Below are 24,760 nucleotides of genomic sequence, written 5' to 3'. Positions count from 1 at the left end.
TCGGTGAAATCACGTAACGTTGAGCGAGCGGATGTCACCGTCGACACGTGCCACGGCACGGGATTTCCTCGCATCTCATCATCGGCACTGAAAGACTTTTTTTTATGACGACCACTGTTCCTGCACTCGCCGCCCCCGCGGCCAACCAGCCCCTCGTTCGCACCACGATCGAGTTGCGCACCCCCGGCGCCCACGACGTGGCGATCGACATCAAGTTCGCCGGAATCTGCCACTCCGACATTCACCAGGCTCGCGACGAGTGGGGCGTTGGACTGTTCCCGATGGTTCCCGGCCACGAGATTGCCGGCATCGTCTCTGCCGTCGGCAGCGACGTCACCCGTTACCAGGTGGGCGACCGCGTCGGCGTCGGCTGCTTCGTGGACTCTTGCCGCGAGTGCGTCAACTGCCTCGCCGGCGAAGAGCAGTACTGCCTGAAGGGCGAGGTCGGCACCTACAACGACCGCAACCACGACGGCTCCCCCACCAACGGCGGCTACAGCACCGCGATCGTCGTCGACGAGAACTACGTGCTCGGCATCCCCGATGGCATCGAGCTCTCCGAAGCCGCTCCCCTGCTTTGCGCCGGCATCACGCTCTACTCCCCTCTCGTGAACTGGGAAGCCAGCCCCGGCAAGAAGGTTGCCATCCTCGGCATGGGCGGCCTCGGACACATGGGTGTGAAGATCGCCCACGCGCTCGGCGCCGAGGTCACCGTTCTCAGCCAGACCCTCAGCAAGAAGGAGGACGGCCTGCGTTTCGGCGCAGACCACTACTACGCCACCAGCGAACCGACCACCTTCACCGAGCTCGAGAACCACTTCGACCTCATCGTGAACACCGTGGCCGCGAACCTCGAACTGGAGGGCTACCTCAAGCTGCTCGCCCTCGACGGCACGCTCGTGCACGTTGGAATCCCCACCGAGCCTGACAGCGTGAAGATGGTGTGGCTCGCCGCCCAGCGTCGCTCCATCGCCGCCTCCAAGATCGGTGGCATCCGCCAGACCCAGGAAATGCTCGACTTCTGCGCCGCCCACGGAATCGGCGCCGACATTGAGATCATCTCGGTCGATCAGGTGAACGAAGCCTACGAGCGTGTTATCCGCAGCGACGTGCGCTACCGTTTCGTTATCGACGTGGCCACGTTTGCGAACGAGACCCGCGCCGACGCGTAGGCGCCCTGACCGGCGCGGCAGAAGCCACACCGGTCGATAAAAAACCCAGGCACGAACTGCCCCGGGCCGCAGATACAACGCGGCCCGGGGCATCCGTCATTTAAGGAGTCCCATGAAGTATGTGAAGCTCGGAACCACCGGTCTGGATGTCTCAGCGCTCGCCCTCGGCTGCATGAGCTATGGCGAGCCGGAGCGCGGAAACCACGCTTGGACGCTGACCGAGGCGACCAGTCGGCCCTTCATTCGGCAAGCCGTTGAGGCCGGCATCAACTTCTTCGACACCGCAAATGCTTACTCGGCCGGGTCGAGCGAGGAAATCCTCGGGCGCGCCCTCGCGGAGTATGCCAGCCGCGACGAGATCGTCGTGGCCACCAAGGTCTACTCGCCGGTCGGCGAAGGTCCCAACCAGCGCGGCCTGTCACGCAAGGCGGTGCTGCAGGAGATCGACAACAGCCTGCGTCGCCTCAACCTCGACTACGTGGACCTCTATATCGTGCACCGCTTCGACCCCTTCACTCCCCTCGAGGAGACGCTTGAAGCCCTGCACGACGTGGTGCGCTCGGGTAAAGCGCGCTACCTGGGCGCCTCCTCGATGTTTGCCTGGCAGTTTGCGAAAGCCCTGCGCCTGCAGCACGTGAACGGCTGGACGCCGTTCGTGTCAATGCAGAGCCAGTACAACCTGATCAGCCGGGAAGAGGAGCGCGAAATGTTCCCCCTCGCCGCCGACGCTGGTATCGGTCTCACCCCGTGGAGCCCGCTCGCGCGTGGAAAGCTGACCCGGGACTGGGACCAGACGACCGCCCGCACCGAAACGGACCTGATCAGCCAGGCCTTGTACGCACAGGCAGAGGTCGGCGATCGCGCCGTTGCTTCCGTCGTCGCTGACATTGCTGCCGAACGCGGAGTGCCGCTGGCTCAGGTAGCCCTGGCCTGGGTGTCGGGTAACCCCGCTGTGACGGCGCCGATCGTTGGCGCCACGAAGCCGCAGCACCTCGACGATGCCATCGCCTCGCTCGACCTCGAACTCAGCGCCGACGAGCGGGCGCGCCTTGAAGCATCGTACGTTCCGCGTCTCCCCGAAGGGTTCTAAAGCATCAGCGGGTGGACTCGAGCGCGGGGGCATCCGTCTGATCTGTGCGCCAGGAGGCCAGGATGCGCAGCGCGTCGTTTGAGGCGGATGCCGGCTGGGTGCTGTAGACGAAGAGTTGCTGGTCTGGTTCGCCTGGAACAGGGAAGGTCTCGTAGTCCACATCCACCCGGCCCACGATCGGGTGCTCGAAGCGCTTCACGCCGAACGTGCACTCCCACACCCGGTGCTGGCTCCACCACGCGCGAAATTCGTCGCTCTTGACGGTCAACTCACCGATCAACTCGTTGAGAGCCCGGTCGTTGGGGTGGGACCGCGCGTCGTGACGGAGCATAGCCGCCACATCGCACGCCACAATGTCCCAGTCCAGGTACAGCGTGCGCGCCGACGGGTCGAGGAATGTCCATCGGGCCATGCTGCGCCCGAGCCCCGAGGCCTTCGTGAAGTCCTTGAGCAGCAGCTTGGCGAGGTCGTTCATGGCCAGCACGTCCATGCCGACGCCGAGCACGAATGCCGGCTGCGTGGTGAAGGAATCCATGATGGTGCGCACCGACGTTCGCACTGCGTGGGTGCGCCGCCGCTGCTGGATGCGGCCGCCGGTCGAGGCGGATAACAGCGAGAACAGGTAGCTGCGCTCCGCCTCATTCAGGTGCAGCACCCCGGCGAGCGCGTTGACAACGGCAACGGATGCCTGCGTCACCCGGCCCTGTTCCATGCGCGCGTAGTAGTCAACGCTCACACCGGCCAGCCCCGCGACTTCGTCACGGCGCAGTCCGGGTACTCGCCGGGCAGGCGCGTGGGGGTTGACCGACACGCCGACGTCGGCTGGGGTGAGTCGGGCCCGGGCCGAGCGCAGAAAATCGGCGAGGGTATCTTTGTCGTCCATCCCTTAAGTATCTCAAACCAACGCACGTCGAAGTGGGAAGGGGCGGCCCGGCCGGCTCGTTGTCGACCAGGACCTCAACGCACATGCACTCTCGCGATTGCGTTGCTGTTCGCTGGTGTCATCAACTGTACGATTAGGTATTCGCGCAAGTCTGGGTTCTCCAGCGTCTGTCGGGTGTATAGCTGCACCGTGTCTTCTGTTTCCACCACCTGATGGATCAGCGCCGGGTCGCCTTTCTTGCCTCCTCCCGAGCAAGAGAGCCACACACATGAAAATGCAGGATCTAACCGCCAAAATCGCTGTTATCACGGGAGCCTCGAGCGGAATCGGAGCAGCAGCTGCGCGCCTTCTCGTCGAGGAGGGTGCCCACGTCATCCTCGTCGCCCGGCGCGTGGAACGGTTGCAGGAGCTCGCCGCCGAACTCGGAGACTCCGCGACGGTCATGCAGGTCGATGTCGCGGATGCCGCCGCCGTCACATCGATGTTCGCCACGATCAAGACTCGTTTCGGTGGGGTGGATCTGCTCTTCAACAACGCCGGCCTGGGCATCAATTCGCCATTTGAGAGCAGCGACCCGGATGACTGGAAGTCAATGATCGATGTAAACCTGTATGGCGTGCTGAACTGCACCCAGGCGGCCATCCCCCTCATGCGCGGTCGCGCCGGCGCCATGATCTGCTCCGTTTCGAGCGTCGGTGGCCGCTACGGCGCAGCCACTTGGTCGGTCTACAGCGCAACGAAGTATGCCGTCGTCGGTTTTCACGATGCCCTGCGCAAGGAACTGGGCGAGGAGGGGATTCGGGTGTCGGTCCTCGAACCGGGGGCCGTGTGGACCGAGTTCGGCGAGAACGTCAGCGATGCGCTCCTGACCCGCCGCACCCAGCTGGAAGCGATGCAGTCCGAAGACGTCGCCCAGGCCCTCGTCTTCGCTTTTGCGCAGCCGGCCAATGTGCTCATCCAGGAGATTCTCATGCGCCCGGTCAAGCAGATCGCTCCCTGACCTGCTGCCGCTTGGCGGCCGGCACCGTATCAACCGCGGACAGAGTCGATATCGGCCCGGCCTCTCGTCAGCGAACGGGGAGTAATCGCACCGGGTCGCCGCGGCCGACGCTTCCCGGGCGAATGACCTGCGCGTAGACACCGAATGGAATGTCACTCCCGCTCAGCCGGTAGCGGGCGAGGGTCTTCAGCAGGTTCGTGCCGCGAGCGCCGGTGTCGGGCTCCAGGTCGATAACCGCGCAGCGCGGAATGCCGGCGCCCACGCGCAGGCGTGCGCTCCCCAGCTCGAGTTCACGACCAGCCCAGGAATCTTCCACGTATGCAGCCGCGCCGCCCGTGTCGATTGTGAACGTCGCCCGAAACCGGCGAGCGTCAACGGTCGTGGCCGCCTCAGCGGCGAGGCGGCGCAGCGAACTCGTCGTCACGATGGTGACGGAGTCGCCGTAGACCACGCCGCCCGCGCCGTTGACCTGTGCCACAGCGACATCCTTGCCGAGCAAACGAGAGAATACCCGGGCCCACGGCCCGTCAACCACGTGCATGCCAACGGCGCGACCCCAATAGTCGAGGGTGACAGTTTGACCGTTCGACTCGGGCCTTGCGGCGACCAGCTGCCCGCCGATGTCGACCGAGAGTACCCCGTCATCCCACCGGGCTTGGCAGGTGGGCAATAACGGATGCTCGACGGTCTTCAACACCCGGCCGTTCGCAAGGTCAACGACCGCGAAGAGTCGGTCCCCCACCGGACCGTATGCTTCGAGCAGCACGTTTTCGCGCGTCGTGTGTCGGCCACCCTTGAGGGCCGACAGGCCAATGTCGCGAATCTGCATAATAGTGATCACCCTAATGGCAAACTGCTCCCGGGCCGCGTCAGCAGGGGCATACCGCGGGTACTGCCTGGGGGCACTTCCAAACGTCCCCCAGACGCAACCGCGCGCGTGGCGGTTACGGAGCGCCGGCCACAATCTTAGGGCGGCCGATCAGCGCAGTCGTCGAGCCCGTAGGACAACGTCGTGGGTGTGATGTGACCCGGCGCCGGTTGCGACATGGCGCGGCCGGGTCTCGTCGACCTCGACCTGCCAGCTGTCGTCCAACAGTGCAGCGACCTCTGCGGGGCCTACATAGTCGTCAACATGAAAACCGTGGGCCGCGGCCTCCTCCTTCGTCGGCGCGGGGTGATGCACAAAGAGCAGCACACCATTGGGAGCGACCGCCGCGAGCAGCGCGTGCTCGGCGACGTTCCCGTCGGTGCGCAGCAGCGCGGGGTACTGCGCAGAGACGAGATCAAAGGACGCCCGCGGCAGCGCCGCGTCGACCAGGCCGGCGTGTAGCCAGTTCACCGTCACGTTGCGAACGGCGGCCTGGGCTACTGCCCGGTCGAGCGCCACCTGCGACACGTCCAGCGCGGTAACGCGCCAGCCGTGTTCCGCCAGATAGAGGGCATCCGCTCCCTCGCCACAGCCGACATCCAGAGCGCGCCCGGCCGGTAAATCCTGCATCTCGGTCAGGAGTGTCCCGTTCGGATGCCCGCTCCACAGCTGTGCCATGTCGGCGTAGCGCGCGTCCCAGAATTCCTCGACCACGCCGGGATCGCGGGGGGCGTGAACAGCACTTGCCGCCTCCGCGTTGTCGTGGTCGGTCTCAGCGTGATCGGGTAAAAACTCGTTCGTGTGCTCCATGGTTCAAGCATCCGGCTTTCACGGGTTTGCGACAACTTCTGATGCCCCCCGGAGCGATCACGGCCAGGTACACCTGACGCCCACGGCAGTCGATTGCTGGTGCAAGTGGCCAGCCGAGTTGCCCTGCCCCCGCCGCTCGGCGCAGACTGGAGGCACCGGATCGCAACTGAGTCTTCCGCCTGTGGCTAAGGAGCTCACTATGACTGAACCGAACGATGCGCGCGTCGGCCTCTACATCGATTTTGACAACATCGTTATCTCGCGTTACCAGCAGCTGCACGGGCGCAATGCTTTCCAGCGCGACGGCATCCGCGATTTCAATAAGTCGAGTGCGGATGCCGACCCCGAGGTCGCCGCGCGGCTCGCCTCCGCCACGGTGGACTTCAACGCCATCATCGACTTTGCCGCATCTTTTGGCACCTTGGTCGTCAATCGTGCCTACGCCGACTGGTCGGTGCCGGTCAATGCGAGTTACCAGCGTCAGCTCATGTCTCGAGCGGTGGACCTGACCCAGCTATTCACCACGACCACCCGCGGAACCAAGAACGGTGCAGACATCCGTTTGGCCGTCGACGTGGTCGAAGACCTCTTTCGACTGCCCGACCTGACCCACGTGATCATCATCGCCGGCGACTCGGACTACATTGCCCTGGCTCAGAAGTCGAAGCGGCTGGGTCGGTTTGTGGTGGGCATCGGCGTTGCGGGCTCGACGAGCACATCACTCGCCGCTGCGTGCGATGAGTTCGAGGACTACGACTCGCTGCCCGGAATTGGCAAGGGCACCGCTACGACCAGCACGGGAAGGCCCAAGGCCAGCAGGAAGGCTCCAGAAACTGCCGAGACCGTACCCGACCCGGCACCTGTCCAGACCCGTATATTCACCACGATCCCCATGTTCTCTCATATCGAGGACGCGCAGTTCGACGAGCCTGAGGTCGGCGACGACATTGACCCACAGACGCTCGCCACGGAGCTCCTGGTGCGTGCGCTGCAGATCGGTCACGCCAAGGGTGACGCCGACGAGTGGCTCAACACGGGCACGATCAAGAACCAGATGCGCCGCATGGACCCCTCTTTCAACGAGAAGCCGTTAGGCTTCCGGTCCTTCACCGACTTTCTCTCCTCGCGCAGCGAGCTAGCCGAGCTGAAAGAGGATGGCCCGCAGCGGCTCATCCGGCTGCGCCCCGAGGCAGAAAGCAGACGCTAAAGAGTCAACTCACTCTGCGCAGCGGATCGGCGACGAGAGAGCGCTGCCACCCCTGCCGCCACGAGCGTCGCCACGCCCGCCGCGGCCGTCGACACGGCGACGATCGTCTCGGTGAAGGGGGTCGTGTCGTGCGACTGATAGCCCACGATGGCCGGCGCGATCTGAAAGGTGACGACGATAGTGCCGGGCAAGGTGACGGCGAGCAGCAACAGGCACGCGACGGATGACGCCCACGACACGAGCAGCCAGCGCACGCTCAAGGCGATCAAACCGGCGAACCCGACCAAGCTCAGGAACAGCTGCACCGGCAGAAATTGCAGCGGAGACGGAACACCGATCAGGCCCGAAACGAGGGCGTGCACGCCGGTGATGCCGAAGGATGCCGCGGTCGCGACGGTGAGCATCCGCTCAAGGCCGCCGTCGCGATGCGCGACCGATCGCGCCACGGCCGTGATGCCCAGCGCCAGCAGCAGAAGACCCACGCCGAAGAATTGCGCGGTCGTGCCGAGGTCTTGCCACGGGTCCGCGGGGTAGGAGTAGTCGAATCGGTGGTCTTCAATCGAGATGTCGGTGCTCGTCCGGGAAGCGCTGAGCACGACCCACCGTTCCAGCGAGGCGACAAGCTGCAGCGCGGCCGCTGCGAAAAACAGCCCCGCTGCAACGAGCGACCATTGGGCCGAAACACGACGGGCACGATGTGTCTGCATGTCGTTATCGGTGCTAGCGATGGCTGCCATGCGCCCAGAGTAGCAACATGGTGCGAGCTTGCAAGCAATTTGCACGCAAGCGGCGGGCATCGACCGTCACCTCGGATTCGCAAGCCAGCCGGGCCCGTCAACCACCTGATATCTCGAATTCGCATGATTGACGTCAGCTTGGCGAAGCGCGTGGCTGTGCACGAGCACAGCTGATCTGCGACTGCTCCCGCATCCGCCGAGGAGTGAGTAAATGATATAGATTTCCAGCGCACCATGAGTTTTTTGGCAGCTCAAGTGTGGGTCCCGCCGAAATCTCTTGGCGGTCGCTTCCGGAGAACCGAACGCAATGAGCGCTGCGCCCACAATTAATTCCACTCCATCACATGGCGTGTTATTGTCTGAGCCTATGTGAGGAGAAATGTGCACACAGCTATTTTTATTCCCGGTCTCGCCAACGCAACCCGTCCCGGTAAGTCGTTCACCAGAGTGTTCGTGCTCGCGGCGGTGGTACTCCTTGCCGTTTTTGGCTTGACGTTCGCTCCCTCCGGTTCGTCCGCATCAGCCGCGCAAACGATCGCCCAGTGCAACAATGTTGCGAACACTGGTGGTTTGGGTCTGAACTGTGATGTCACCGTTGTTAATAATCTCGACGCCAGCACCGGAGTGGCCAGTTCAACGGTGACCGTCAAGGAATGTCGCGCGGCTGCAAACACTGCTCCCATCTGCACAACCGCGACAACGTCGTATGACGCGCTCACCACATCGGTGAACCAATGCAACGATGCCGCCAATGGCGGAGGGTCCAGCGTGATCTGCAATGTGACCGTCACCAACAATGTGACCGGGGCGGCATCCACTGATGTCACGCCTGCAACGGTCAACCAGTGCAACGGAACTGGTGCGGAAGGCCCCGAGCCGACCTTGAGCTGCGACCCGTTCCCCGCCAGCACCACTAGCGCAACGATCACGCAGTGCAACGGATCAGTCAACGGCGGCGGCGCTTCCGACCGAGTCAACTGCACCGTGACCCCGTCAACGACCAGCGCGCTTCTCCCGGTGTCGATCAACCAGTGCAACGGCACGGCCAACGGCGGCGGATCCGTTGTCACCTGCGCCGCCTCGTTGACCAATATCACCGTCGCCGCCGCGCCGGCGCCAACGGCGACGCCGATCGCGAAAAACACTCTGCACGATTCCAAGACCGACGGTTTTAATCCCGCCCCTAGCGATGACGCGGGCGCTCCCGTGTTTCTCGGAATTGGCGCACTGCTTCTGGCCGCGCTAGTCGCTGCCGCAATTGGTGCGCGCCGAATCAGTGCTCGGCACTAAACGGGCAGCGCTTATCGGCGCATCTGCCCTCCTCTGTGTGATGTCGGTCGGATGGTTTCTTATGCCACCGACCGACTCTGCGCCAACGCCAACGGCCACGGCCACGGCCACGGAGTCACCAAAAATTCACCGGGCGGTTCCGGCGACGCCGGCTCCACCCACGGCAGCGTCGTCCACAGAAGTAACGATTGCAGCTTCAGCGCCGCTGCGTCTCCGGGTACCCTCCATCGGGCTCGACGGAGCCGTATCCGAATATACCCAAGCCATGATCGAAGAACGGGGTGGATTTGACCCGTCCGAACTCACCACGATTTCCTGGGACACAACTATTTCCGGCGGAACGGCAGGCACGGACTCGACCAACACGGTGTACCTATATGGGCACTCCGCAGTCGAATCAGCAGTATTCAACAGCCTCAAAGATGTGCCATCCGGGGCCGTGGCGAGCGTTGACACGGCGAATGGCCGTCTGTGTTACGTCGAGCAAAAAACGCTTCAACTGAACAAGTCGGAGTACAAGTACAACGACGAACTCACCGACGCCATCCCCAACCGCCTGGTGCTCGTCAGTTGCTATCGCCCTTCCGACTACAACCCGGACGCGGCCACCGTGCAGAACATCGTCGTTGTGATGCAATTGGATCAGGCACAAACCACATCCGGCTGCTAACTACCGTCGACCCGATTACCGGTCGGGTCGTCGGCTCTCGGGAGAATGACCCAGAACAAGAGGATGGCAAGGCCTGTTGCGCCGCCCGCGATAAAGCTAGCCGCTGCACGACGCCGGCGACCGAGAGCCCGAGGTAGAAGTTGATGTTGATGTTGATGTTGATGTTGATGATGATGATGATTAGATCGTGATAAAGGTCGGTGAATCTGGTCTGGAAAGTCAGCGGCAGGAAAAAGCCAGTGATTATTTGGGTACAAGTCTGCGTAACTCGGAGCTCTTGAAGGGTGTCGCCTTGATTACGGTCTAGGCGCTCAACAGTCGATTCGTCTCGACCGATCCTGGGATCCACGCCCGATGTCTCAGCTGCGAGCAGATGCCAGTGCTGGTGAGCGAACGGGTTCCGACGATGTGTTCATGGAGCCTCACATAAGGCGGTAAGCTCTTACAGTTGTCTTCCGCAGGTTTCGGTTATCGAAATCGCTTTGCGGAAGCGGCGGGCTGTGGCGCAGCTTGGTAGCGCACTTGACTGGGGGTCAAGGGGTCGCAGGTTCGAATCCTGTCAGCCCGACCAAAGGGCCGTTCGCGAAACTGTTCACGAAACGGCCCGGTCGGAACAAAAAGAAATCGCTCCTGAGGATTCTCAGGAGCGATTTCTGGTTTAAGCGGGGTGTTCGTGGAGTTGTGTTGGCGATTCGTCGACCGAGACCGTGTCGCCGGTGGTTTTTTGTGTTTTGGGGCGCGTCGGATTGTTCGTAATGCGGGGAGGCGTGCCCTCTCGGGCGCTAGTCGACGGCGTATGTGGCCGGTTAGGTTCTTCGCGGCGGTCCGCCGCTGCCATCGCCGTCTGAGCGTTTGGGTTTGGTCGGCCGCTCCACATCGGGTGGGTAGGTGTGCGTGTAGGGATTATGGAATTCTCGGTCGCGACGCCGGACGGGTGAGACTTGAGGTTCGCCGTTGACCTGTTTCTTAGCGTCGTCTTTGATCTTGTCGCTAACGAACGCGGCGATCTTGCGCAGGTTGAAGTTGGTGAGCAGCATGGTGACGATGATTTGGGCGGCGCCGAAGCCGCGGACGCGGCGGCGGCTGGCGGATTCGATATGCCCGACGTTCACAACGCTAAGAATAGCGATGGGCGCGCGCAGAGGTACGACTATCGGCGGGGCGTGCTCGGTAACCAACCAGAGAGATCCTCCACCCCAGCGGGCTTCCTGCTGGCGGCATCGGTGACAGTGGAGTACCGGTCGGGTGGCCGGGGTGCGGAGGGGGCGGCGCTCCCGAACCAATTCGAACAAATGGCGCAGCCGAACTGACCGCCCTCGGCGTGGTGAGGGCCTGCTGCATCGCAGAAGGGGCAGTCGCTCATGGTGTAACTCGGCATATGGAGGATCCTATCGTGCGGGGAGTTAAGAGCCGACGTCCCCATTCGGGCAGTCGACCGGTGAATTCCGAACACACGGACGGATGAAGTGCAATCGGCGAAGCTGCTCACTGGCGCGGAACAGCTTCGCCCACATGCGAGCGCTGAGCGACTTTCAGACGTGCTGTTATGACCACACTTGTCGGCTGAGATCTCTTCGCTGCGCATTCAGCAGGGAGGTCTGACTTGTCAGCTGTTGGTTCGTGCGACTTCCAGGGCGGGGCCGGTTCGGCCGACTGTCGCGATCGTGGCACGCTCGACCCTAGGATCGATCACCTAATTGAGGCTGTCCGCGATCTGGCCGTTTCTCGCCTGGACGAACCCGACGCTCTGCGCGCGGTAGTGCTCGTAAGCAGCGAGAATTCCTGGCATCGCCGGTGTGGTGAAGTTGTCGAACGGGGTAAAGAACTCGACGGCCGCGTAGTCATGGCTGACCAGGTCTTGCAGGAAAAAGAAGTCAACGTAGCCCTGAAAATCCTCGAACAGGCGAAAGAAGCCCGCATACCGGAGGAGCGTTTCGTCAAGCGGGCTGGGTGCGCCTTCGTAGTGCCGGCGGATGCATTCAAGTGTCGAATCGAATCGATCGCGAATCTGCGAATGCATGCCACGCGCACCATTGATCGTCGGCTTCCCATCGATCCGATTGCCCGGGAAGAGAATCGCCCCGCCGATCGTGCGACCGATGCGATGGAACGCCGCTCGGTCCTCGACGTCCACCTGAGCGATGATGTCCGCCATCCGAATCCATGACGCGAACGTGTGGATGATCGTGTCGCTTGCCAGGAAGAACTCGCCGAGATCGGAGCGATGATGTAGGTACGCCCCCGGTCTGGACGCGTCCAAGGAAAGTAGTGCGCCGCTGGGCAGCGGTTTGCTCCAGAGGAACTGGTGGTAGCGCCGCAATGTCGGACTGTGTTTGTCGGGGTCTCGTCCCCCGGCATCTGAGCGGACGTCAAAAGCAGTGTCGATCACCGGCAGCGGAACCATGCTCGCAACTCTAATTTAGGAGTCCAGAACGTCAGCTCTCTACAGCCACGTTCAGCAGCCACTTCCGCAGGACACGAAACGCAACCGGTCGAAAAGTCCCGGGCTTGACCGATGCGATCGGTCCAGCCGCTTGCCCCGCGTTGACAACTCCCCCACCCAGGACCGCCGCGCTCGTTAGCTCTGTTGTCATATGAGGTGTTATCGGCGTCGATCCCGTACGCGACGCCAAAGACGTACGTTCGCTTCCGCGCGCCAGGTTTGTCAATCAGGAGTAGCAAATGAGCGGCAGCGCGCACCGGCTCGCACTAGGCAGGGCAGAGTGTGGCTACGGCGATCGTGATAATGGTCGCAGCCTCCTCCTCGGTAGCCGGTGTCACCACGTCACCGCCGACGACGTAGGCCTGGGCATGGCTGATCTGGCTGGCTTGGTCAGTGCCGGCCTGAATCTCGGCGCACGCCGCGGTCCCATTCTTCAGCACGTATTTGTCCGGCCGCTCGGCGCCGCCTGCGACGGTGGGGAGAGCAGCGCGGAACTGGGCGACGAAATCGGCCGCCTGAGGGAATTCTGGGGTCACCATTGAGAAGGCGATTCGCCCATCCTCACGCACCGGGAGAATGCCGCTTGCGGGGTCACCGGCTACGGCCGAGCTCGAACTGGATACCTCCGATTCGGCCGCCGGTGAGCTGGCAGACGAACAGCCGGCGAGTGCGGTCAGGGAGACGAGGGCGGTGAGTGCGGCGGTGGTCTTCGTGCGTGCGAACATGGCGTCCTTCGGTGGTGGTGTGAGTGTCAGGCTACTGGTCGCCTACGTTGCGCGGGCCTTGACCCCGGAAAGTGGACGCGGGGTAAGTGGCGAGTTGGATCTCTGCAGCCTGTGACGAGTATTGCATCTCGAAGTCCACTGGGGTGAAATGCCCGATCGAGGAGTGCCGGCGGCGGCGGTTGTTGCGGTCCTCGATCCACTCCTCGACGCGACGGATCGCGCGGGGCCACGAAGCTCCCGGGGATGATCGACAGCAGGGTGCTGTTCGACTTCACCGTTGCGCACCTCGTTACCCTGGTCGACAATCAGGACCTACAGCAACTTGGTGCGGCGTGCGCGCAAGCGCTCGAGAATCGAGTATCCGGCACCCTCGAAATGGCAACCTTCGGTCTGGCCGACGCCGTGCTCGGTGACGCGGACGAAGCTCGATTCCTCCGCGAGTGGCTCACCTCAGCGCTCCGGACCGGGGTCGAGAGTCGCGTCACACCGTACAGTCTGAAGGCCAAGGACGTCATCGAGTACGTTTCGGTCGGCTCCCTCATCGACACGCACGCGTCCGGGGAGGACTTGCGGGCGGAGCGTGCGGCCGCTCTCGCGGCTCGAAACGGATCGCCGAAAGACTTTAAGAAGTGGCTCGAAGCGACCTACAAGGTCGTCATCACCCCGGACCTGCTGCGGGAGGTAGCCCGGACGTGGACCGCGCGCCGCAGGAACTCGAGCGGCTGATGAAGACTCTGGAGGCGATCGCGGACCAGTGACGCCGCGTGCCCGGGGACGAGAGTAGGGCGCATACTATCCGGTGGCCGGATAGTTCCGAAGTTATATGCTCGCGGCCGGGCGGCCGGGCGGCCGGGCGGCCGTCCGACCTGATGCTCCGTCGCCGGCCGGCCACCACTGGCGGGTTTCGGACTTACTGACATAACCGCTCTTATCGGCCCGCCCCGCTGGCTGAGCAGCGTCCATCAACGGGGCTTTTGCGGCGAGCTTGCTCAGCTAGCTGACGCGGTGTTTCATGCGCACGAGTTTGCAGCGGCGATTCCGACTCCGATGACGCTGCGCCTTCTCCGGCGAGCGCGAGCCTCCGTCTGGCTAACGTGCTGCGTCTGCGCTGAGCTACCTGGCGATCGAGGCAGTGAAGGTCGTCGGGGTTCTCAGCCGGGCGGAGGACTGGTCGCCCTCGCTCCGAGGAGACATCGCCCACGCTCCTGAAGAGTTGGAACGGCTGATCAAACCCTCGAAGCCATCGCGCACCGTGGCTCCCGGATGTCGCTTCCCGGCGAGATCATCCGCACTGCACCTGTGGGTGTTTGCGCGGATGCGGATTCGCCCCTGAGCACCCCTAAGATTGGGGAATCGGCAGCGCCGGGGGATATCGGCAGCGCAGAGGGAAGCGGGACTGGGTGGCGGCACGATAGAACTTGCATCCGAATGAAGTGGTGCTAATCAAGGACGAGAGCGTTATGCATGGCGGCTTTTTGGCGTCATACACGGATGAGTTGATCCTCACCAACCTCAACCTCGTGCTGCTCAAGAAGGGCGTTTTCGGCAACTCCAAGGGCGTCCATACCTTTCCGCTCAACCAGGTCAAGGTCTACAACCAGCAGGCACAGGCGACGATCGGCAAGGCGCCCAATCACTCGGACTTGCTTGAGGTCTACTTCCTGAACGGACAGGAGAAGTTCAGCTTCCAGTCCGGTGGTAAGAAGAAGCTCAACGAATGGATCGCCAAGATCAACCAGGTTGTCACGGGCCAGGACGCCCCCGCGCAGCAGGCTTCGGTCATGGCGCTACCGGGTGCCGAGCTAATTGCGGGTGTGTTGAAGGACACGCTTGGCGTGTTCAGGTCGAAGTTGGGATCCAAGTCGGGCGCTCCTATGAAGGGTGCGGGCAAGTGCCGTGCCTGCGGCGCGCCGATGACGGGCTACCAGGGTCAGACGGTGACGTGCGAGTACTGTAGCTCGGCTCAGCAGCTGTGAACGTCGACTAGAAGGAGTCACCAGTGGGAATCATTCAGGCCTTCACCGGCGCGCTTGGCGGGGGCCTTGCGGACCAGTGGAGGGACATAATTACCGCTGGCCACTTCAGCGAGTACTCCGTGGTCGCGCCGGGGGTCTATCAGCAGACGAACAACGGGCGCGGGACGAACTTCCGCGGTTCAGCCGACGTCATCTCCAACGGCTCGAAGATCTTCGTCCCCGAGAACACGGCCGCAGTCATCTTTAGCCAAGCCGGCATCGAGGACGTTGTCACTCAACCAGGTGGATACGAGTACCGTGCGGGGCAGCCGAGCGTTTTCAGCGGTGACGGTTTCACAGCATCGATAGTGAATCAGGCGGTCGACCGCTTTCGCTACGGGGGACAGACCCCCGACCAGAAGTACCTTGCTTTCGTAAACCTGCGCGAGATTCGCGGGATCAAGTTCGGCACGCGCGGGCCGATGGTCTACCACGACCGGTTCTATGGAACCGACTTGGAGCTCCTGGCGTTCGGGACTTTCTCACTTAGGGTGATCGATGCCGTTGCATTTGTCCGGAATTTCCTGCCTGCGAACACGCGCTCCTACGCGTTCGACCGTGCGGAAGCTCGGCAGCAGATCTCCTCTGAGTTCGTGCAGGCGTTCATTGTGGCCGTCAACTCGCTTTCAGCGACCCATCGTGTTTCCGAGTTACCTTCCCAGACCGGGGCCGTCGCCGAGCTGATCGCTGACGACAGTTCTGCTCTCGGCTCATGGATCACTAGGTACGGGCTCGACGTGGTTCAGATTGGCATCGAGAGCATCACACTCTCGCCCGAGTCGCGTGAGCTGGTCAAGCAGTACTCGGCGAACAAAATGAACCTCTCTGCGTTCGAGGGCATCTCTCAGCGGGCATCGAACGTCGGAGCTCAGCAGAAGGTCGCCCAGGGCGTTCAGGATCATGGGCTCGGAGATGGAGGCGGCATGCTCTTCGGCATGAACTTGGCCCAGGCCATCAGCCCCTTGACTGCCGCTCCTCTCGCGCAGACTGCTGCTGCGCCCATCGAGCAGGCTACGGGCCTGACTATCGACCAACAGATCGAGTTGATCAAAAAGCTAAAGGACCTGGTCGACGCCGGGGTTTTGTCGCAGGACGAGTTCGACGCGAAAAAGAAGGAGGTCATGGGACTTTGATGACCTGTGACCAAGAGAGCAGAACTGTGCGATGAGGCCAACCGCGGCGATCCACTACAGGATCGGTGCCGGCCTGAATTACGCGATCCTCGGCAGCGTCGCTGCTAACGCCGACTGAAAACAGTGCCAGAAACGCCAACCCTGTCTAGGCCGTTGTCGCGTAATCCGCCTACGAACCTAGAACGCCTGGGCTCGGCCGAGCCGTTAGGCGGGCCCAGTGCGTACCGTGCCCCCAAGTGGGGTGAAAACTGGGACTGAGGCATGGTCGTCCTCTGGCAAGCTCGAAATCAGGTGTCAAGAACGTCATGGCCTCCTCGTTCTACGGAGCCAAGCAGGAGCCTCAGTACCTGCACAAGAGTCTGTTTGATGTCCTGGCGGAAAAAGCACACATCTGCTGGGCGTCGGGCGTGCCACCTTTCACATGTAAGTCAACTCATCCCGGGGGAATACCAATGCACCGTCTTGCTGTCACGATCGCTGCCTTCGCCGTCACGCTGCTACTCACGGGGTGCTCTGACGAAGGTGCCGTCACCATGCCCGACGTCGTCGGAAAGAGCCTCGAAGTTGCACTCAGCGACGTGGAGCGGGCTGGAATCAACGACGAGGTCGAGGTCCTCGGCGGCGGCATGTTCGGTGTTCTCGACGAGTCGAATTGGACGGTGTGCAATCAAGAGCCTGAAAACGGGACGGAGATCTCTTCTGCCCCTCGCCTCACCGTAGACCGAACCTGCGCATCCGCGGTCGTGCCGAGCGAAGAGCCCTCCGAGGAGCCAGCCCCGGAGCCGGAAGAGCCTGAGCCTGAGGCTGAGGCTGAGGCTGAGGCTGAGGCTGAGGCTGAGGCTGAGGCTGAACAGTCCCAGCCTGCCAAGCTCGATGAGATCAATGCCGCCCAATACCTAGCGTATGCGTGGGAAGACCGGATGATCTACGGTGGCACGGTCCACTGGATCGCCGACCGTTTCACCACTGCCAACGGCGATGGAACCTACACGTTCAAAATCGGTGCCACCCTCAAGAACGAATACGGTACTGAGTATCACGGCACGATCGAAGGCGACGTAGGCGGAACTAACGACGCACCAGTGATCATTGACTCCATCATGTACACCGACAGCGGCGAAATTATCGACTACTAGGGCTAGCGGCGCGGCTTGCAGATGTCGGCCAGCATCTTCTCTTCATTGCTCGATTCGACAGTCACAGCGGCGCTCAAGGACTTTTTTTCCTGATCCAATGTCCATGAAGTGTGTCAAAGGCATCCCATAGCGGTAGGTGCTCCAGCTTCCATTCGGGCGCAACCGAAGTAGAGGAAAACTTGGAAAGCGTGGAGAAAAATGCGTTCTGCGGTCGGCCGCGATCCGCACCCTGCTGGCTTTCGTGAACAGCCCACCAAAAGTCCCGGAAACTCACGAGTTTCCGGGACTTTTTAGGTTGAAGATTTGATTAAGTCATCACTGCGTCATCACTTTCAGCGTTCCAGAGCCGGTGATTCGATCCCGCCGTGCGAGTCGCCGACGTCGGTTTCGGTACCTCCCGATCGTCCGGGATCATCGTGCACACCTTCTGGGCATGAGTATCCACGACGACAAGCTAACCTCCCCTCCCACCGACGGCCGGGGGCTCGAGCTCCTGATGGACGTTGCCGAGCTGGCGGCCTACCTGGGCATCCCCATCTCCACGGTCTACGACTGGCGGGTGCACGGCAAAGGCCCCACGGCCTACCGGTTCGGCAAGCATCTGAAGTTTGCCATCTCCGACGTGCGAGCCTAGGTCGCCCAGCAGCGCGAGCCTTCCTCCAGCGAGCCCAGGCGCACCGATCGGCCGTGAGCTGAGATGGCCCGGCAACGGTTGACGATTGGCACCTTGTCTGGCCGTCGACGCAACCCGTGGGGTCGCTGGGCAATTATGCGTGCGTACCTTCTCGACAGGGAGCCTCGATCCCAAGTCGAGTTGGCGAAGGAAACCGGCGTGACGCAGTCTGCGGTGTCCAAGTCAAACAGCGCACTCGGTGGCCTTATTGTGCGGTCAGCTTCTGGTTGGAGGGCGACAGATCGCTTTGCGCTCTGGGAGATGTTCATGGCTGAGTACGCGGGCCCGGGCGGGATCACAACACACTGGTACGGCTGGATGCTGTCACTGACCAGTCGAATGCGGTTGTGGCCGCCGGCGCATCCGCTGGAGTGCAGGTTTTGGTCTCTGGAGATTCCGCAGCTGACCAGTTGGCGCCGTGGCGTGTGCCCACGCGTGCTGTCATCTACGCCACGTCGGGGATCGCCCTGAGCAAGCTTGGCTTCGCGCAGACCACTAAGGCGCGTGCCACGCTCACGTTTACCGTTCCGGCCGACCAAACGATTTGGGCAACCGCAGCCTCGTGTTCGCAACGAACCACCACGCCGACCGTCGATCCGGTCATCGCGGCGTGGGATGTCAGGCGAACGGGTGGCCCGGACGCGGATGAGGCTGTTCAACGGATCCGTGATTTGGTGCTTGCACGAGGAGGATCTTGATGATGCGACGCTCGGTGGAGACGGTCGCGACCTCCAATGCCGACGACGCCGCGTACCAGGCGTTGGAAGACGTGGCCCGTATCACCGAGCACCTCAAGGATGTCCGTGTCGTCGGCGGCCACATGGCCAGCTTGCTGCTGACCGCATTCCCCGTCGCGGGAGCCATCATCCGGCGAACAATATGGCTAGATGAGTCGATCGAACCGGCCGCAGTCCCAAGTGGCGTAGGGGTGTGTTGTCGGATAGCGTCGCATTTATTTCGCGGTTCGCGGGCTTGTCCATCTGTGGAAGTGCGCACGCGCAAGAACTTCCATGGCTACGGTTGTAACGAGCATAGTGATTGAGAGCGCGTAATGACGTACAGCGTAATTCGAGTTCGCGCGACGCCTGGTGCCTCGCGCTCAGGGCACATGGGTAACGTGCTCGTGGTTGCTGGTATCGCGGTGGCCGCGTGGATCTCTTTCGGCCGCCACCTCTTCGGGATCGGTGGCGACCTCACCATCATCTACGCGGCGACGCTGGGTGTGATTTTTGCCGCCTTGCTGGTGTTCACGGGGCTCGCGGTACGACGCACGGCACGTCGAGGGTTCGAAACTCGCGCGATAACATACGCGTTTTTCCTTGTATCAGGCGTTAGCGGACTCTTGTTGGGACTCACGCTTCCCGATTCAACACCTCGCGGTTTGCAGACAATCATCAGCGGACCCACACAGCCTGCGTTGGATATCGCTATTGGTATCGCGAACCCCCTGGGCGTTATCGGAATCGCGACCGCGATCATTGCGCTCGTGCTTTCGATTCGCGATTCGCGCGGTCGAATCACGCTTGTTGAGTCTTGGGGCGACGAGGATGACGGCGCCCTTGTCGACCCCGCGTAGCGGCAATTCGTTGCATCGACGCCGCTCCCGAAAGACCCACGTGCAGCGCGTCAGGCCGGAAACACCGTCTAAGAGACAGCCCGCACCTAGGCTAAGCAGTATGACGGTCGAACAGGTTGAGCAAGGGCCCCGCCAAGTCGCGCGCACTGTTGAGGTGCCGGCTTCGGCCGAAGACATCTTCGCGTTGGTGGCTGATCCGCACCGTCACGGTGAGCTGGACGGCTCGGGTACCGTCGGCGGTACGGTGTCGGGGCCGCGGCGGCTCACCCAGGGCGCAAAATTCTCGGTAGCGATGAAGCAGTTCGGCGTCCCGTATCGCATCACCAGCACGGTGACGCGCATCGAAGACGGTCGGCTTGTAGAGTGGCGTCACCCCGCGGGACACCGGTGGCGCTGGGAACTCACGCCGCTCACGCCCACGTCTACGCGCGTTACGGAGACGTTTGACTACAGCACCGTCCCAGCCGTTCAGGGAAAGGTCTACGAGCTGCTCGGCTTTCCTCGGCAGAACGCCGCCGGCATCGAAGCCACCCTTCGCCAACTCACGTCGCGCTCCGCCCGCGCTTGACGTGAGGCCACCGGGCCGGAGTCGGTCACGCGGCCGTGATTACCAGCGCCACCGACTCGTCGGTCGTCCGGCTCAGGCGCCGGACCGCATGGTGGCGAAGTGCTCAGTGACTAGATCCCGCTTAGCGCATCCGCATCCGCATCCGCATCCGCCGCAACATTCTTCTGCACGGCGAATTGGGTCCGGTGCAATTCCTCGTACCGCCCACGCACAGCCAGCAGTTCCTCGTGCGTACCGCGCTCCACGATCGAGCCGTCCTCAACCACGAGGATCAGGTCCGCGCTGCGGATGGTGGAGAGGCGGTGTGCGATCACCATCGCTGTCCGTCCCTTGAGCGCCTCGCTGAGCGCCGCCTGCACGGCGGCCTCAGACGTCGAGTCCAGCGCTGCCGTCGCCTCGTCGAGGATGACGACGCGCGGCTGGGCGAGCAGGAGCCTCGCGATGGTCATCCGCTGGCGCTCACCCCCGGACAATCGGTAGCCACGCTCGCCCACCATGGTGTTCAGCTGGTCGGGCAGGGACCGGATGAGCGGCTCGAGCCGTGCGCGGCGGACGGCGTCCCACACCTCCTCGTCGGACGCATCCGGCCTCGCGAGGCGCAGATTGGAGAGGATGGTCTCGTGGAACAGATGGCCGTCCTGCGTCACCATGCCCAGGGTATGCCGCATGGAGATAAAAGTGACATCGCGGACATCCGCCCCCGCGAGGCGCACGGCGCCGCTGTCGACGTCGTACAGGCGCGAGAGGAGCTGCGCAATCGTGGACTTACCGGCACCGGACGTACCAACGAGGGCAACGGTCTGCCCCGGCTCGATCCTGAAGGACACGCCGTGCAGAACCTCGTCGCCGCCGCGGGTGTCCAATGTGGCAACCTCCTCGAGAGAGGCGAGGGACACCTTGTCCGCGGACGGGTAGGCGAAGCGCACGTTGTCGAACTCGACGGCCACCGGGCCTTCGGGCACGGCGACGGCATCGGGCTTCTCCTTGATGAGCGGGTCCAGGTCCAGCACCTCGAAGACGCGCTCGAAGCTGACCACCGCGCTCATGATCTCCACCCGTGCATTTGCGAGGCTGGTCAGCGGCGCGTAGAGGCGGGTGAGGAGGAGCGCTAGGGTGACCACGTCACCGGTATTCAGTTGACCGGCGAGTGCGAGGAAGCCGCCGAGCCCATACACGAGCGCGAGGGCAAGAGCAGAGACGAGCATCAGGGCGGTGAAGAAGACGAACTGCAGCATCGCGGTGCGCACCCCGATGTCGCGGACGCGGGCGGCGCGGACACGGAACTCCTCGGCCTCCTCGTCGGGCCGGCCGAACAGCTTGACGAGGGTGGCGCCGGGCGCCGAGAAGCGCTCGGTCATCTGCGTGCTCATGGCGGAATTGTGATCGGCGGCCTCGCGGCGGAGCGCGGCGAGGCGGCTGCCCATACGGCGGGCGGGTACCAGGAAGATGGGGAGCATGATCACGGCGAGAACCGTCACGAGCCAGGACGTGCTGAGCATGACGATCAGGGTGAGGATCAGCGCCACCAGGTTCGTGACCACGCCGGACAGCGTGCCGCTGAAGGCCTGCTGAGCGCCGATCACATCGTTGTTGAGGCGGCTCACGAGGGCGCCCGTCCGTGTGCGGGTGAAGAACGCGATCGGCATCTTCTGCACGTGGTTGAAGACGGCGGTGCGGAGGTCGAGGATCACGCCTTCACCGATCCGCGCCGAGTACCAGCGCGTCACGAGTGACACGGCGGCGTCGGCCACGGCCACGAGCGCGATGACGACGGCGAGCCACACAATCGTACTGACCGCGCCCTGGGCGACGATGACGTCGACCACCTGGCCGGCGAGTACCGGCGTCGCGACCGCGAGGAAAGCTCCCACGGTGGAGAGGGTGATGAAGATCAGCAGCTTGGACCGGTAGGGCACCGCGAACGTCATGATCCGCCGCACGGACTCACGGGAGAAGCCGTGTTTGCCGTCCCTGGCGCTCGAGATCTTTTGCAGCGAGCTCCAGGCCGCGCCTTCCATGCTCATGATGGTTCCTTCCGTTGGTACCAGGCCAAGTTTAGATGGCGAGTTACCCGAGCTCGGGGTTCTTCCCAGCGGCGGCGAACCGGGGCTTCCTTCATGAAACGGCTCGGCCGGCAACGAGCGCGTGGGCGGGGTTTGCAACGCGGCTGCCGAGGTGACGCGCGGTGCGCCGGTCAGCGTTGGCAATGAAATACGCCCGCCAAAAGCGGTTCACAAGGTCATCATTTACCCATCACATTCATCACTGAATTACCCAAAACGATGACGTACAATTGGCAGCAGCGAACCGCTCGGTTCCCTGTAAACACAAGGGAATCCGCGGGTTTTCGGAGACAGTCGGCAACGACATAATGAAGGCAAAAACCTCCAAGGGGTCGCAGGTTCAAATCCTGTCAGCCCGAGAGAAAGTCCCGGAAAATCACTAGTTTCCGGGACTTTTTAGGTTAAACAATTGATCACCCCATCAAAAACTCCTCCGAGAAGGCTTTCTGGCCGCTCGGCCGTGCGAGGCGACCACGTCACATTTGGTCCCCTGTGATTGCTTAGGTGCGCCAGTCGCACCTACGGAATATGAACACAAACGAAGCAACTTCAGCCCCCGTCTCCCCCGAGGGGTTGGAGCCGCTGATGGATGTCGCCGAGCTGGCGGCCTACCTCGGTATACCGGTCTCGACCGTCTACGACTGGCGCGTGCACGGCAAAGGCCCTGCTGCGGACCGGTTCGGCAAGCATCTGAAATTTGCGATCTCCGACGTGCGATCCTGGATGGCCCAGCAGCGCGAACCGTCTGGGCAACCCGATACCCCCGCTCAGCGGTGAACTGATGTCGCGGCCACGTCAGACGATCGGCACCTTCGGCTACATCATCACCCGCAGGCCGTCGGGCCAGGTCGAGGCCCGCACCACTATTGAGATTGGGACGACCAGTCGCGCCTGGTGCAATCCACCGGCACCTCCGCCCGGGCCGCCGAACGAGCGCTGAAACGCAAACTTTCTAAGAGGAAACTGATGCAGCCCACGAACAGCTTCCTAACCCCGGACAACCCGTTCACCGAATTGGTGACGTACTGGCTGGATGACATCGACGCGGAGGGCCGAATCTCCAAGACCACCCGCAATCTGTATGAGCGCAACATGCGCACGCTCGTGCCGCCGGTCTTTCAATACCTCACGCTGCGCGAGATCGGCGTCGTTCGCTGCGATCAATTCATCAAGCAAATGGCGAAGCTCTCCTACAACCGGGCCAAGCAATCGCGGGTCGTGCTGCGTCTGGCGCTCGAGTTGGCGGTGCGGCACGAGATCCTTCCGACCAATCCGATGGACCACGTGGCCCGCCTGCACCGCGAGCCTCACATCCCCGATGCGCTCACCGCGGTCGAGGTCAACAAGATCCGCATTGCGATCGCGCGCTGGGAGGCCGGCGTCGGCTACGTCTCCCGTTCCCGGCCCGACGGGCAGCTCGGTTCGATAGTCGAGGTGATGCTCGGCACATCAGCTCGCATCGGAGAAGTGCTGGCCATCCGGAGGTTGGATGTTGACGTCACCAGCGCCGTACCATGCATTCGCCTGGCCGGCACGATCGTGAGCCGCAAGGGCGAGCCGACCTTTCGGCAGGACCACCCCAAGACAGCTCGTCGAGCGACTCCCCCGTAATCGTGAACTACTCAGTGACACCCTCGAGTAGGATCGCGAGCTCGTCGAGTTCGACGTCCCAGCCCTCTCGGTTCTGCTCAAGACGTTCGCGACGGTAGCGGGTTCCGCCGGGGAGTGTGTCGAAGCCCGATTCGATGACCGTGACATCCGTCCCGGAACCAGTATCGGCGATGGTGAAGCGCACGTGCGTCGAGTACTCGTCGAGCTGTTCGGCGGGGATTCCCGACCACCGGAAGCCGAACGAGGCGTCGGGAACGACCTCGGTGATTTCGATCGGAAAGCTGCCGTAGTCATCCCAGTGGATGCTGCCCGTTGCACCGGGCTCGAGCGCGGCGAACACCACACCGTCGCCAAACCACTTGACCATTACCTCGGGGTCGGTCAGCGCCTTCCAGACGTGCGCGCGAGAGGCTTCGATGTGCACGGTGCGGGTCACGGTGTGCCCCTTGATTCTTGCGTGATCAGACACGGTATTTCCTTCACGTTCAAGCCGAGCGCGACGGAACATTACCCGCCGAGCGGCACGTCAACAAGTTCTGCAAACGCACCTCTTCGAGCGTACCCATGATTGCGTATCTGTTCACAGCAGGGCGAGCGCCGTGAACGCGGGGGCAACGCAGCAAGGGCCGGTCCTTGGGAGCCCATAACGCATGGACGTCTCACGAGCTCAATCAGTCGCCTGACCTGATTCCCGCCTCGTCCAGCACCGGCATTCGGAAGAGCCCGGTTTGCTCGGGCCTTTCGTCGCCATCGACTACGAGAGCGCCCGTCGATGAACCGATTGGTCGACCACGTCGCGAGATTCGAGCGAGGTCGCGATGTGCAGGCCCGCGATGCGGGCCGCGGTCCGAGCATCCGCTGTGGTCAACCTGCTCGTGGGCACACGCTCGATGACGTCCTGAAGCGCAAGCTGCACCACCAACGACTCGGCCGGCACCCACGGCATCACCCGATGTGCCCGCGCCCGATTCTGCATCGATCTCGACAGCTCTGGCCGCGGAGAACTCGCGCATGCGGGCGTCGTTCTTGAGTATGTGGTCGGTCAATAAAGGTGGTCTTTTATGGCAACGCACGAACCGGTAGATCGATG

The 24,760-nt window shown here is 62.8% G+C and carries 27 protein-coding genes and 1 tRNA gene; 17 read left to right on the top strand and 11 right to left on the bottom strand.

Annotated elements, in window-relative coordinates; genetic code table 11:
• Nucleotides 1-104: 104 nt before the first annotated feature.
• Nucleotides 105-1,172 (top strand): NAD(P)-dependent alcohol dehydrogenase, encoded by a 1,068-nt coding sequence (locus CXY83_RS01450; protein ID WP_104195643.1) that lies wholly within the window; start codon nt 105-107, stop codon nt 1,170-1,172.
• Between the two features lie 112 nt (nt 1,173-1,284).
• Nucleotides 1,285-2,262 (top strand): aldo/keto reductase, encoded by a 978-nt coding sequence (locus CXY83_RS01445; protein ID WP_104195642.1) that lies wholly within the window; start codon nt 1,285-1,287, stop codon nt 2,260-2,262.
• A gap of 4 nt (nt 2,263-2,266) precedes the next feature.
• Here the strand turns inward: CXY83_RS01445 and CXY83_RS01440 are convergent, their stop codons facing one another.
• The gene (locus CXY83_RS01440) at nt 2,267-3,145 is read right to left on the bottom strand and encodes a helix-turn-helix transcriptional regulator (RefSeq protein WP_104195641.1); all 879 of its coding nucleotides are present in this window, start codon (nt 3,143-3,145) and stop codon (nt 2,267-2,269) included.
• A gap of 274 nt (nt 3,146-3,419) precedes the next feature.
• Here CXY83_RS01440 and CXY83_RS01435 point away from each other — a divergent pair, with 274 nt between their 5' ends.
• Entirely contained in the window at nt 3,420-4,145 is a 726-nt protein-coding gene (locus CXY83_RS01435) for an SDR family oxidoreductase (protein ID WP_199184851.1), read from the top strand.
• A 67-nt stretch (nt 4,146-4,212) separates the two neighbouring features.
• Here the strand turns inward: CXY83_RS01435 and CXY83_RS01430 are convergent, their stop codons facing one another.
• Nucleotides 4,213-4,974: an MOSC domain-containing protein gene (locus CXY83_RS01430; protein ID WP_104195639.1), complete on the bottom strand. Its 762-nt coding sequence runs from the start codon at nt 4,972-4,974 to the stop codon at nt 4,213-4,215.
• A gap of 150 nt (nt 4,975-5,124) precedes the next feature.
• The gene (locus tag CXY83_RS01425) at nt 5,125-5,823 is read right to left on the bottom strand and encodes a bifunctional 2-polyprenyl-6-hydroxyphenol methylase/3-demethylubiquinol 3-O-methyltransferase UbiG (protein ID WP_104195638.1); all 699 of its coding nucleotides are present in this window, start codon (nt 5,821-5,823) and stop codon (nt 5,125-5,127) included.
• 199 nt (nt 5,824-6,022) lie between these two features.
• Here CXY83_RS01425 and CXY83_RS01420 point away from each other — a divergent pair, with 199 nt between their 5' ends.
• Entirely contained in the window at nt 6,023-7,030 is a 1,008-nt protein-coding gene (locus CXY83_RS01420) for an NYN domain-containing protein (RefSeq protein ID WP_104195637.1), read from the top strand.
• On the opposite strand, the gene CXY83_RS01415 is transcribed toward CXY83_RS01420, so the two are convergent.
• Nucleotides 7,027-7,767, bottom strand: coding sequence for a hypothetical protein (locus tag CXY83_RS01415; protein WP_104195636.1), 741 nt, complete (start codon nt 7,765-7,767; stop codon nt 7,027-7,029). The two genes, CXY83_RS01420 and CXY83_RS01415, sit on opposite strands and share 4 nt — an antisense overlap.
• Nucleotides 7,768-8,148: 381 nt before the next feature.
• Between CXY83_RS01415 and CXY83_RS01410 the strand changes: the two genes are divergently transcribed.
• Together CXY83_RS01410 and CXY83_RS01405 are read left to right on the top strand one after the other, a co-directional pair.
• Entirely contained in the window at nt 8,149-9,057 is a 909-nt protein-coding gene (locus CXY83_RS01410) for a hypothetical protein (RefSeq protein WP_104195635.1), read from the top strand.
• Between the two features lie 40 nt (nt 9,058-9,097).
• Complete coding sequence (locus CXY83_RS01405) at nt 9,098-9,727, top strand: class F sortase (protein ID WP_369831113.1); 630 nt, start codon at nt 9,098-9,100, stop codon at nt 9,725-9,727.
• On the opposite strand, the gene CXY83_RS17980 is transcribed toward CXY83_RS01405, so the two are convergent.
• Nucleotides 9,624-10,076, bottom strand: coding sequence for a DUF6328 family protein (locus tag CXY83_RS17980; protein ID WP_233200510.1), 453 nt, complete (start codon nt 10,074-10,076; stop codon nt 9,624-9,626). The two genes, CXY83_RS01405 and CXY83_RS17980, sit on opposite strands and share 104 nt — an antisense overlap.
• A gap of 145 nt (nt 10,077-10,221) precedes the next feature.
• Here CXY83_RS17980 and CXY83_RS01400 point away from each other — a divergent pair.
• Nucleotides 10,222-10,298, top strand: a tRNA-Pro gene (locus CXY83_RS01400).
• A gap of 235 nt (nt 10,299-10,533) precedes the next feature.
• Here CXY83_RS01400 and CXY83_RS01395 read toward each other — a convergent pair.
• The 3 genes from CXY83_RS01395 to CXY83_RS01385 all read right to left on the bottom strand — a co-directional run bounded on the left by CXY83_RS01395 (nt 10,534) and on the right by CXY83_RS01385 (nt 12,895).
• On the bottom strand, nt 10,534-10,839 hold the full coding sequence (locus CXY83_RS01395; protein WP_146069805.1) for a hypothetical protein: 306 nt from the start codon (nt 10,837-10,839) through the stop codon (nt 10,534-10,536).
• Between the two features lie 581 nt (nt 10,840-11,420).
• Entirely contained in the window at nt 11,421-12,131 is a 711-nt protein-coding gene (locus tag CXY83_RS01390) for a hypothetical protein (RefSeq protein WP_104195632.1), read from the bottom strand.
• Nucleotides 12,132-12,436: 305 nt separating this feature from the next.
• On the bottom strand, nt 12,437-12,895 hold the full coding sequence (locus tag CXY83_RS01385) for a DUF732 domain-containing protein (protein ID WP_104195631.1): 459 nt from the start codon (nt 12,893-12,895) through the stop codon (nt 12,437-12,439).
• Nucleotides 12,896-13,138: 243 nt separating this feature from the next.
• On the opposite strand from CXY83_RS01385, the gene CXY83_RS01380 reads away from it, so the two are divergent.
• The 8 genes from CXY83_RS01380 to CXY83_RS01340 all read left to right on the top strand — a co-directional run bounded on the left by CXY83_RS01380 (nt 13,139) and on the right by CXY83_RS01340 (nt 19,996).
• Nucleotides 13,139-13,621: a hypothetical protein gene (locus CXY83_RS01380; protein ID WP_104195630.1), complete on the top strand. Its 483-nt coding sequence runs from the start codon at nt 13,139-13,141 to the stop codon at nt 13,619-13,621.
• A gap of 707 nt (nt 13,622-14,328) precedes the next feature.
• A complete protein-coding gene (locus tag CXY83_RS17975) occupies nt 14,329-14,871 on the top strand; it encodes a hypothetical protein (RefSeq protein WP_233200509.1) in 543 nt (180 codons plus the stop codon).
• 23 nt (nt 14,872-14,894) lie between these two features.
• Entirely contained in the window at nt 14,895-16,043 is a 1,149-nt protein-coding gene (locus CXY83_RS01370; RefSeq protein ID WP_104195629.1) for an SPFH domain-containing protein, read from the top strand.
• 452 nt (nt 16,044-16,495) lie between these two features.
• Nucleotides 16,496-17,179: a PASTA domain-containing protein gene (locus CXY83_RS17780; RefSeq protein WP_199184850.1), complete on the top strand. Its 684-nt coding sequence runs from the start codon at nt 16,496-16,498 to the stop codon at nt 17,177-17,179.
• A 433-nt stretch (nt 17,180-17,612) separates the two neighbouring features.
• Nucleotides 17,613-17,813 (top strand): helix-turn-helix domain-containing protein, encoded by a 201-nt coding sequence (locus CXY83_RS01360; RefSeq protein WP_233200508.1) that lies wholly within the window; start codon nt 17,613-17,615, stop codon nt 17,811-17,813.
• Nucleotides 17,814-18,549: 736 nt separating this feature from the next.
• Nucleotides 18,550-18,894: a hypothetical protein gene (locus CXY83_RS01350; RefSeq protein WP_104195627.1), complete on the top strand. Its 345-nt coding sequence runs from the start codon at nt 18,550-18,552 to the stop codon at nt 18,892-18,894.
• A gap of 9 nt (nt 18,895-18,903) precedes the next feature.
• Nucleotides 18,904-19,428, top strand: coding sequence for a hypothetical protein (locus CXY83_RS01345; RefSeq protein ID WP_104195626.1), 525 nt, complete (start codon nt 18,904-18,906; stop codon nt 19,426-19,428).
• A 100-nt stretch (nt 19,429-19,528) separates the two neighbouring features.
• Nucleotides 19,529-19,996, top strand: a complete 468-nt coding sequence (locus tag CXY83_RS01340) for an SRPBCC family protein (RefSeq protein WP_104195625.1) — start codon at nt 19,529-19,531, stop codon at nt 19,994-19,996.
• Between the two features lie 110 nt (nt 19,997-20,106).
• Here the strand turns inward: CXY83_RS01340 and CXY83_RS01335 are convergent, their stop codons facing one another.
• A complete protein-coding gene (locus CXY83_RS01335; protein WP_104195624.1) occupies nt 20,107-22,020 on the bottom strand; it encodes an ABC transporter ATP-binding protein in 1,914 nt (637 codons plus the stop codon).
• Between the two features lie 567 nt (nt 22,021-22,587).
• On the opposite strand from CXY83_RS01335, the gene CXY83_RS01330 reads away from it, so the two are divergent.
• Together CXY83_RS01330 and CXY83_RS01325 are read left to right on the top strand one after the other, a co-directional pair.
• A complete protein-coding gene (locus CXY83_RS01330) occupies nt 22,588-22,836 on the top strand; it encodes a helix-turn-helix domain-containing protein (RefSeq protein WP_233200507.1) in 249 nt (82 codons plus the stop codon).
• A gap of 189 nt (nt 22,837-23,025) precedes the next feature.
• On the top strand, nt 23,026-23,670 hold the full coding sequence (locus tag CXY83_RS01325; RefSeq protein ID WP_104195622.1) for a hypothetical protein: 645 nt from the start codon (nt 23,026-23,028) through the stop codon (nt 23,668-23,670).
• A 7-nt stretch (nt 23,671-23,677) separates the two neighbouring features.
• Here the strand turns inward: CXY83_RS01325 and CXY83_RS01320 are convergent, their stop codons facing one another.
• Nucleotides 23,678-24,139 carry an SRPBCC domain-containing protein gene (locus CXY83_RS01320; protein WP_158251795.1) on the bottom strand — a complete coding sequence of 154 codons (462 nt, stop codon included), beginning with the start codon at nt 24,137-24,139 and terminating at the stop codon, nt 23,678-23,680.
• A 285-nt stretch (nt 24,140-24,424) separates the two neighbouring features.
• Nucleotides 24,425-24,646, bottom strand: a complete 222-nt coding sequence (locus CXY83_RS01315) for a hypothetical protein (RefSeq protein ID WP_233200506.1) — start codon at nt 24,644-24,646, stop codon at nt 24,425-24,427.
• Nucleotides 24,647-24,760: the final 114 nt, after the last annotated feature.

The organism is Cryobacterium sp. M15, assembly GCF_002929675.1.
Classification (GTDB): domain Bacteria; phylum Actinomycetota; class Actinomycetes; order Actinomycetales; family Microbacteriaceae; genus Cryobacterium; species Cryobacterium lyxosi.
The sequence above is the reverse complement of the archived record's forward strand: the minus strand, read 5'-3'. Positions and strand labels throughout refer to the sequence as shown.

Excerpts from the sequence above, each read along its gene's own strand:
- CXY83_RS01415 (WP_104195636.1), bottom strand. The coding sequence starts at position 7,767 with ATGGCAGCCATCGCTAGCACCGATAACGACATGCAGACACATCGTGCC.
- CXY83_RS17780 (WP_199184850.1), top strand. The coding sequence starts at position 16,496 with ATGCACCGTCTTGCTGTCACGATCGCTGCCTTCGCCGTCACGCTGCTA.
- CXY83_RS01405 (WP_369831113.1), top strand. The coding sequence starts at position 9,098 with ATGTCGGTCGGATGGTTTCTTATGCCACCGACCGACTCTGCGCCAACG.
- CXY83_RS01430 (WP_104195639.1), bottom strand. The coding sequence starts at position 4,974 with ATGCAGATTCGCGACATTGGCCTGTCGGCCCTCAAGGGTGGCCGACAC.
- CXY83_RS01440 (WP_104195641.1), bottom strand. The coding sequence starts at position 3,145 with ATGGACGACAAAGATACCCTCGCCGATTTTCTGCGCTCGGCCCGGGCC.
- CXY83_RS01360 (WP_233200508.1), top strand. The coding sequence starts at position 17,613 with ATGAGTATCCACGACGACAAGCTAACCTCCCCTCCCACCGACGGCCGG.
- CXY83_RS01450 (WP_104195643.1), top strand. The coding sequence starts at position 105 with ATGACGACCACTGTTCCTGCACTCGCCGCCCCCGCGGCCAACCAGCCC.
- CXY83_RS01315 (WP_233200506.1), bottom strand. The coding sequence starts at position 24,646 with ATGCAGAATCGGGCGCGGGCACATCGGGTGATGCCGTGGGTGCCGGCC.
- CXY83_RS01445 (WP_104195642.1), top strand. The coding sequence starts at position 1,285 with ATGAAGTATGTGAAGCTCGGAACCACCGGTCTGGATGTCTCAGCGCTC.
- CXY83_RS01330 (WP_233200507.1), top strand. The coding sequence starts at position 22,588 with ATGAACACAAACGAAGCAACTTCAGCCCCCGTCTCCCCCGAGGGGTTG.
- CXY83_RS01345 (WP_104195626.1), top strand. The coding sequence starts at position 18,904 with ATGACGTACAGCGTAATTCGAGTTCGCGCGACGCCTGGTGCCTCGCGC.
- CXY83_RS01335 (WP_104195624.1), bottom strand. The coding sequence starts at position 22,020 with ATGAGCATGGAAGGCGCGGCCTGGAGCTCGCTGCAAAAGATCTCGAGC.
- CXY83_RS01385 (WP_104195631.1), bottom strand. The coding sequence starts at position 12,895 with ATGTTCGCACGCACGAAGACCACCGCCGCACTCACCGCCCTCGTCTCC.
- CXY83_RS01425 (WP_104195638.1), bottom strand. The coding sequence starts at position 5,823 with ATGGAGCACACGAACGAGTTTTTACCCGATCACGCTGAGACCGACCAC.
- CXY83_RS01435 (WP_199184851.1), top strand. The coding sequence starts at position 3,420 with ATGCAGGATCTAACCGCCAAAATCGCTGTTATCACGGGAGCCTCGAGC.
- CXY83_RS01420 (WP_104195637.1), top strand. The coding sequence starts at position 6,023 with ATGACTGAACCGAACGATGCGCGCGTCGGCCTCTACATCGATTTTGAC.
- CXY83_RS01350 (WP_104195627.1), top strand. The coding sequence starts at position 18,550 with ATGATGCGACGCTCGGTGGAGACGGTCGCGACCTCCAATGCCGACGAC.
- CXY83_RS01380 (WP_104195630.1), top strand. The coding sequence starts at position 13,139 with ATGATCGACAGCAGGGTGCTGTTCGACTTCACCGTTGCGCACCTCGTT.
- CXY83_RS01340 (WP_104195625.1), top strand. The coding sequence starts at position 19,529 with ATGACGGTCGAACAGGTTGAGCAAGGGCCCCGCCAAGTCGCGCGCACT.
- CXY83_RS01390 (WP_104195632.1), bottom strand. The coding sequence starts at position 12,131 with ATGGTTCCGCTGCCGGTGATCGACACTGCTTTTGACGTCCGCTCAGAT.
- CXY83_RS01325 (WP_104195622.1), top strand. The coding sequence starts at position 23,026 with ATGCAGCCCACGAACAGCTTCCTAACCCCGGACAACCCGTTCACCGAA.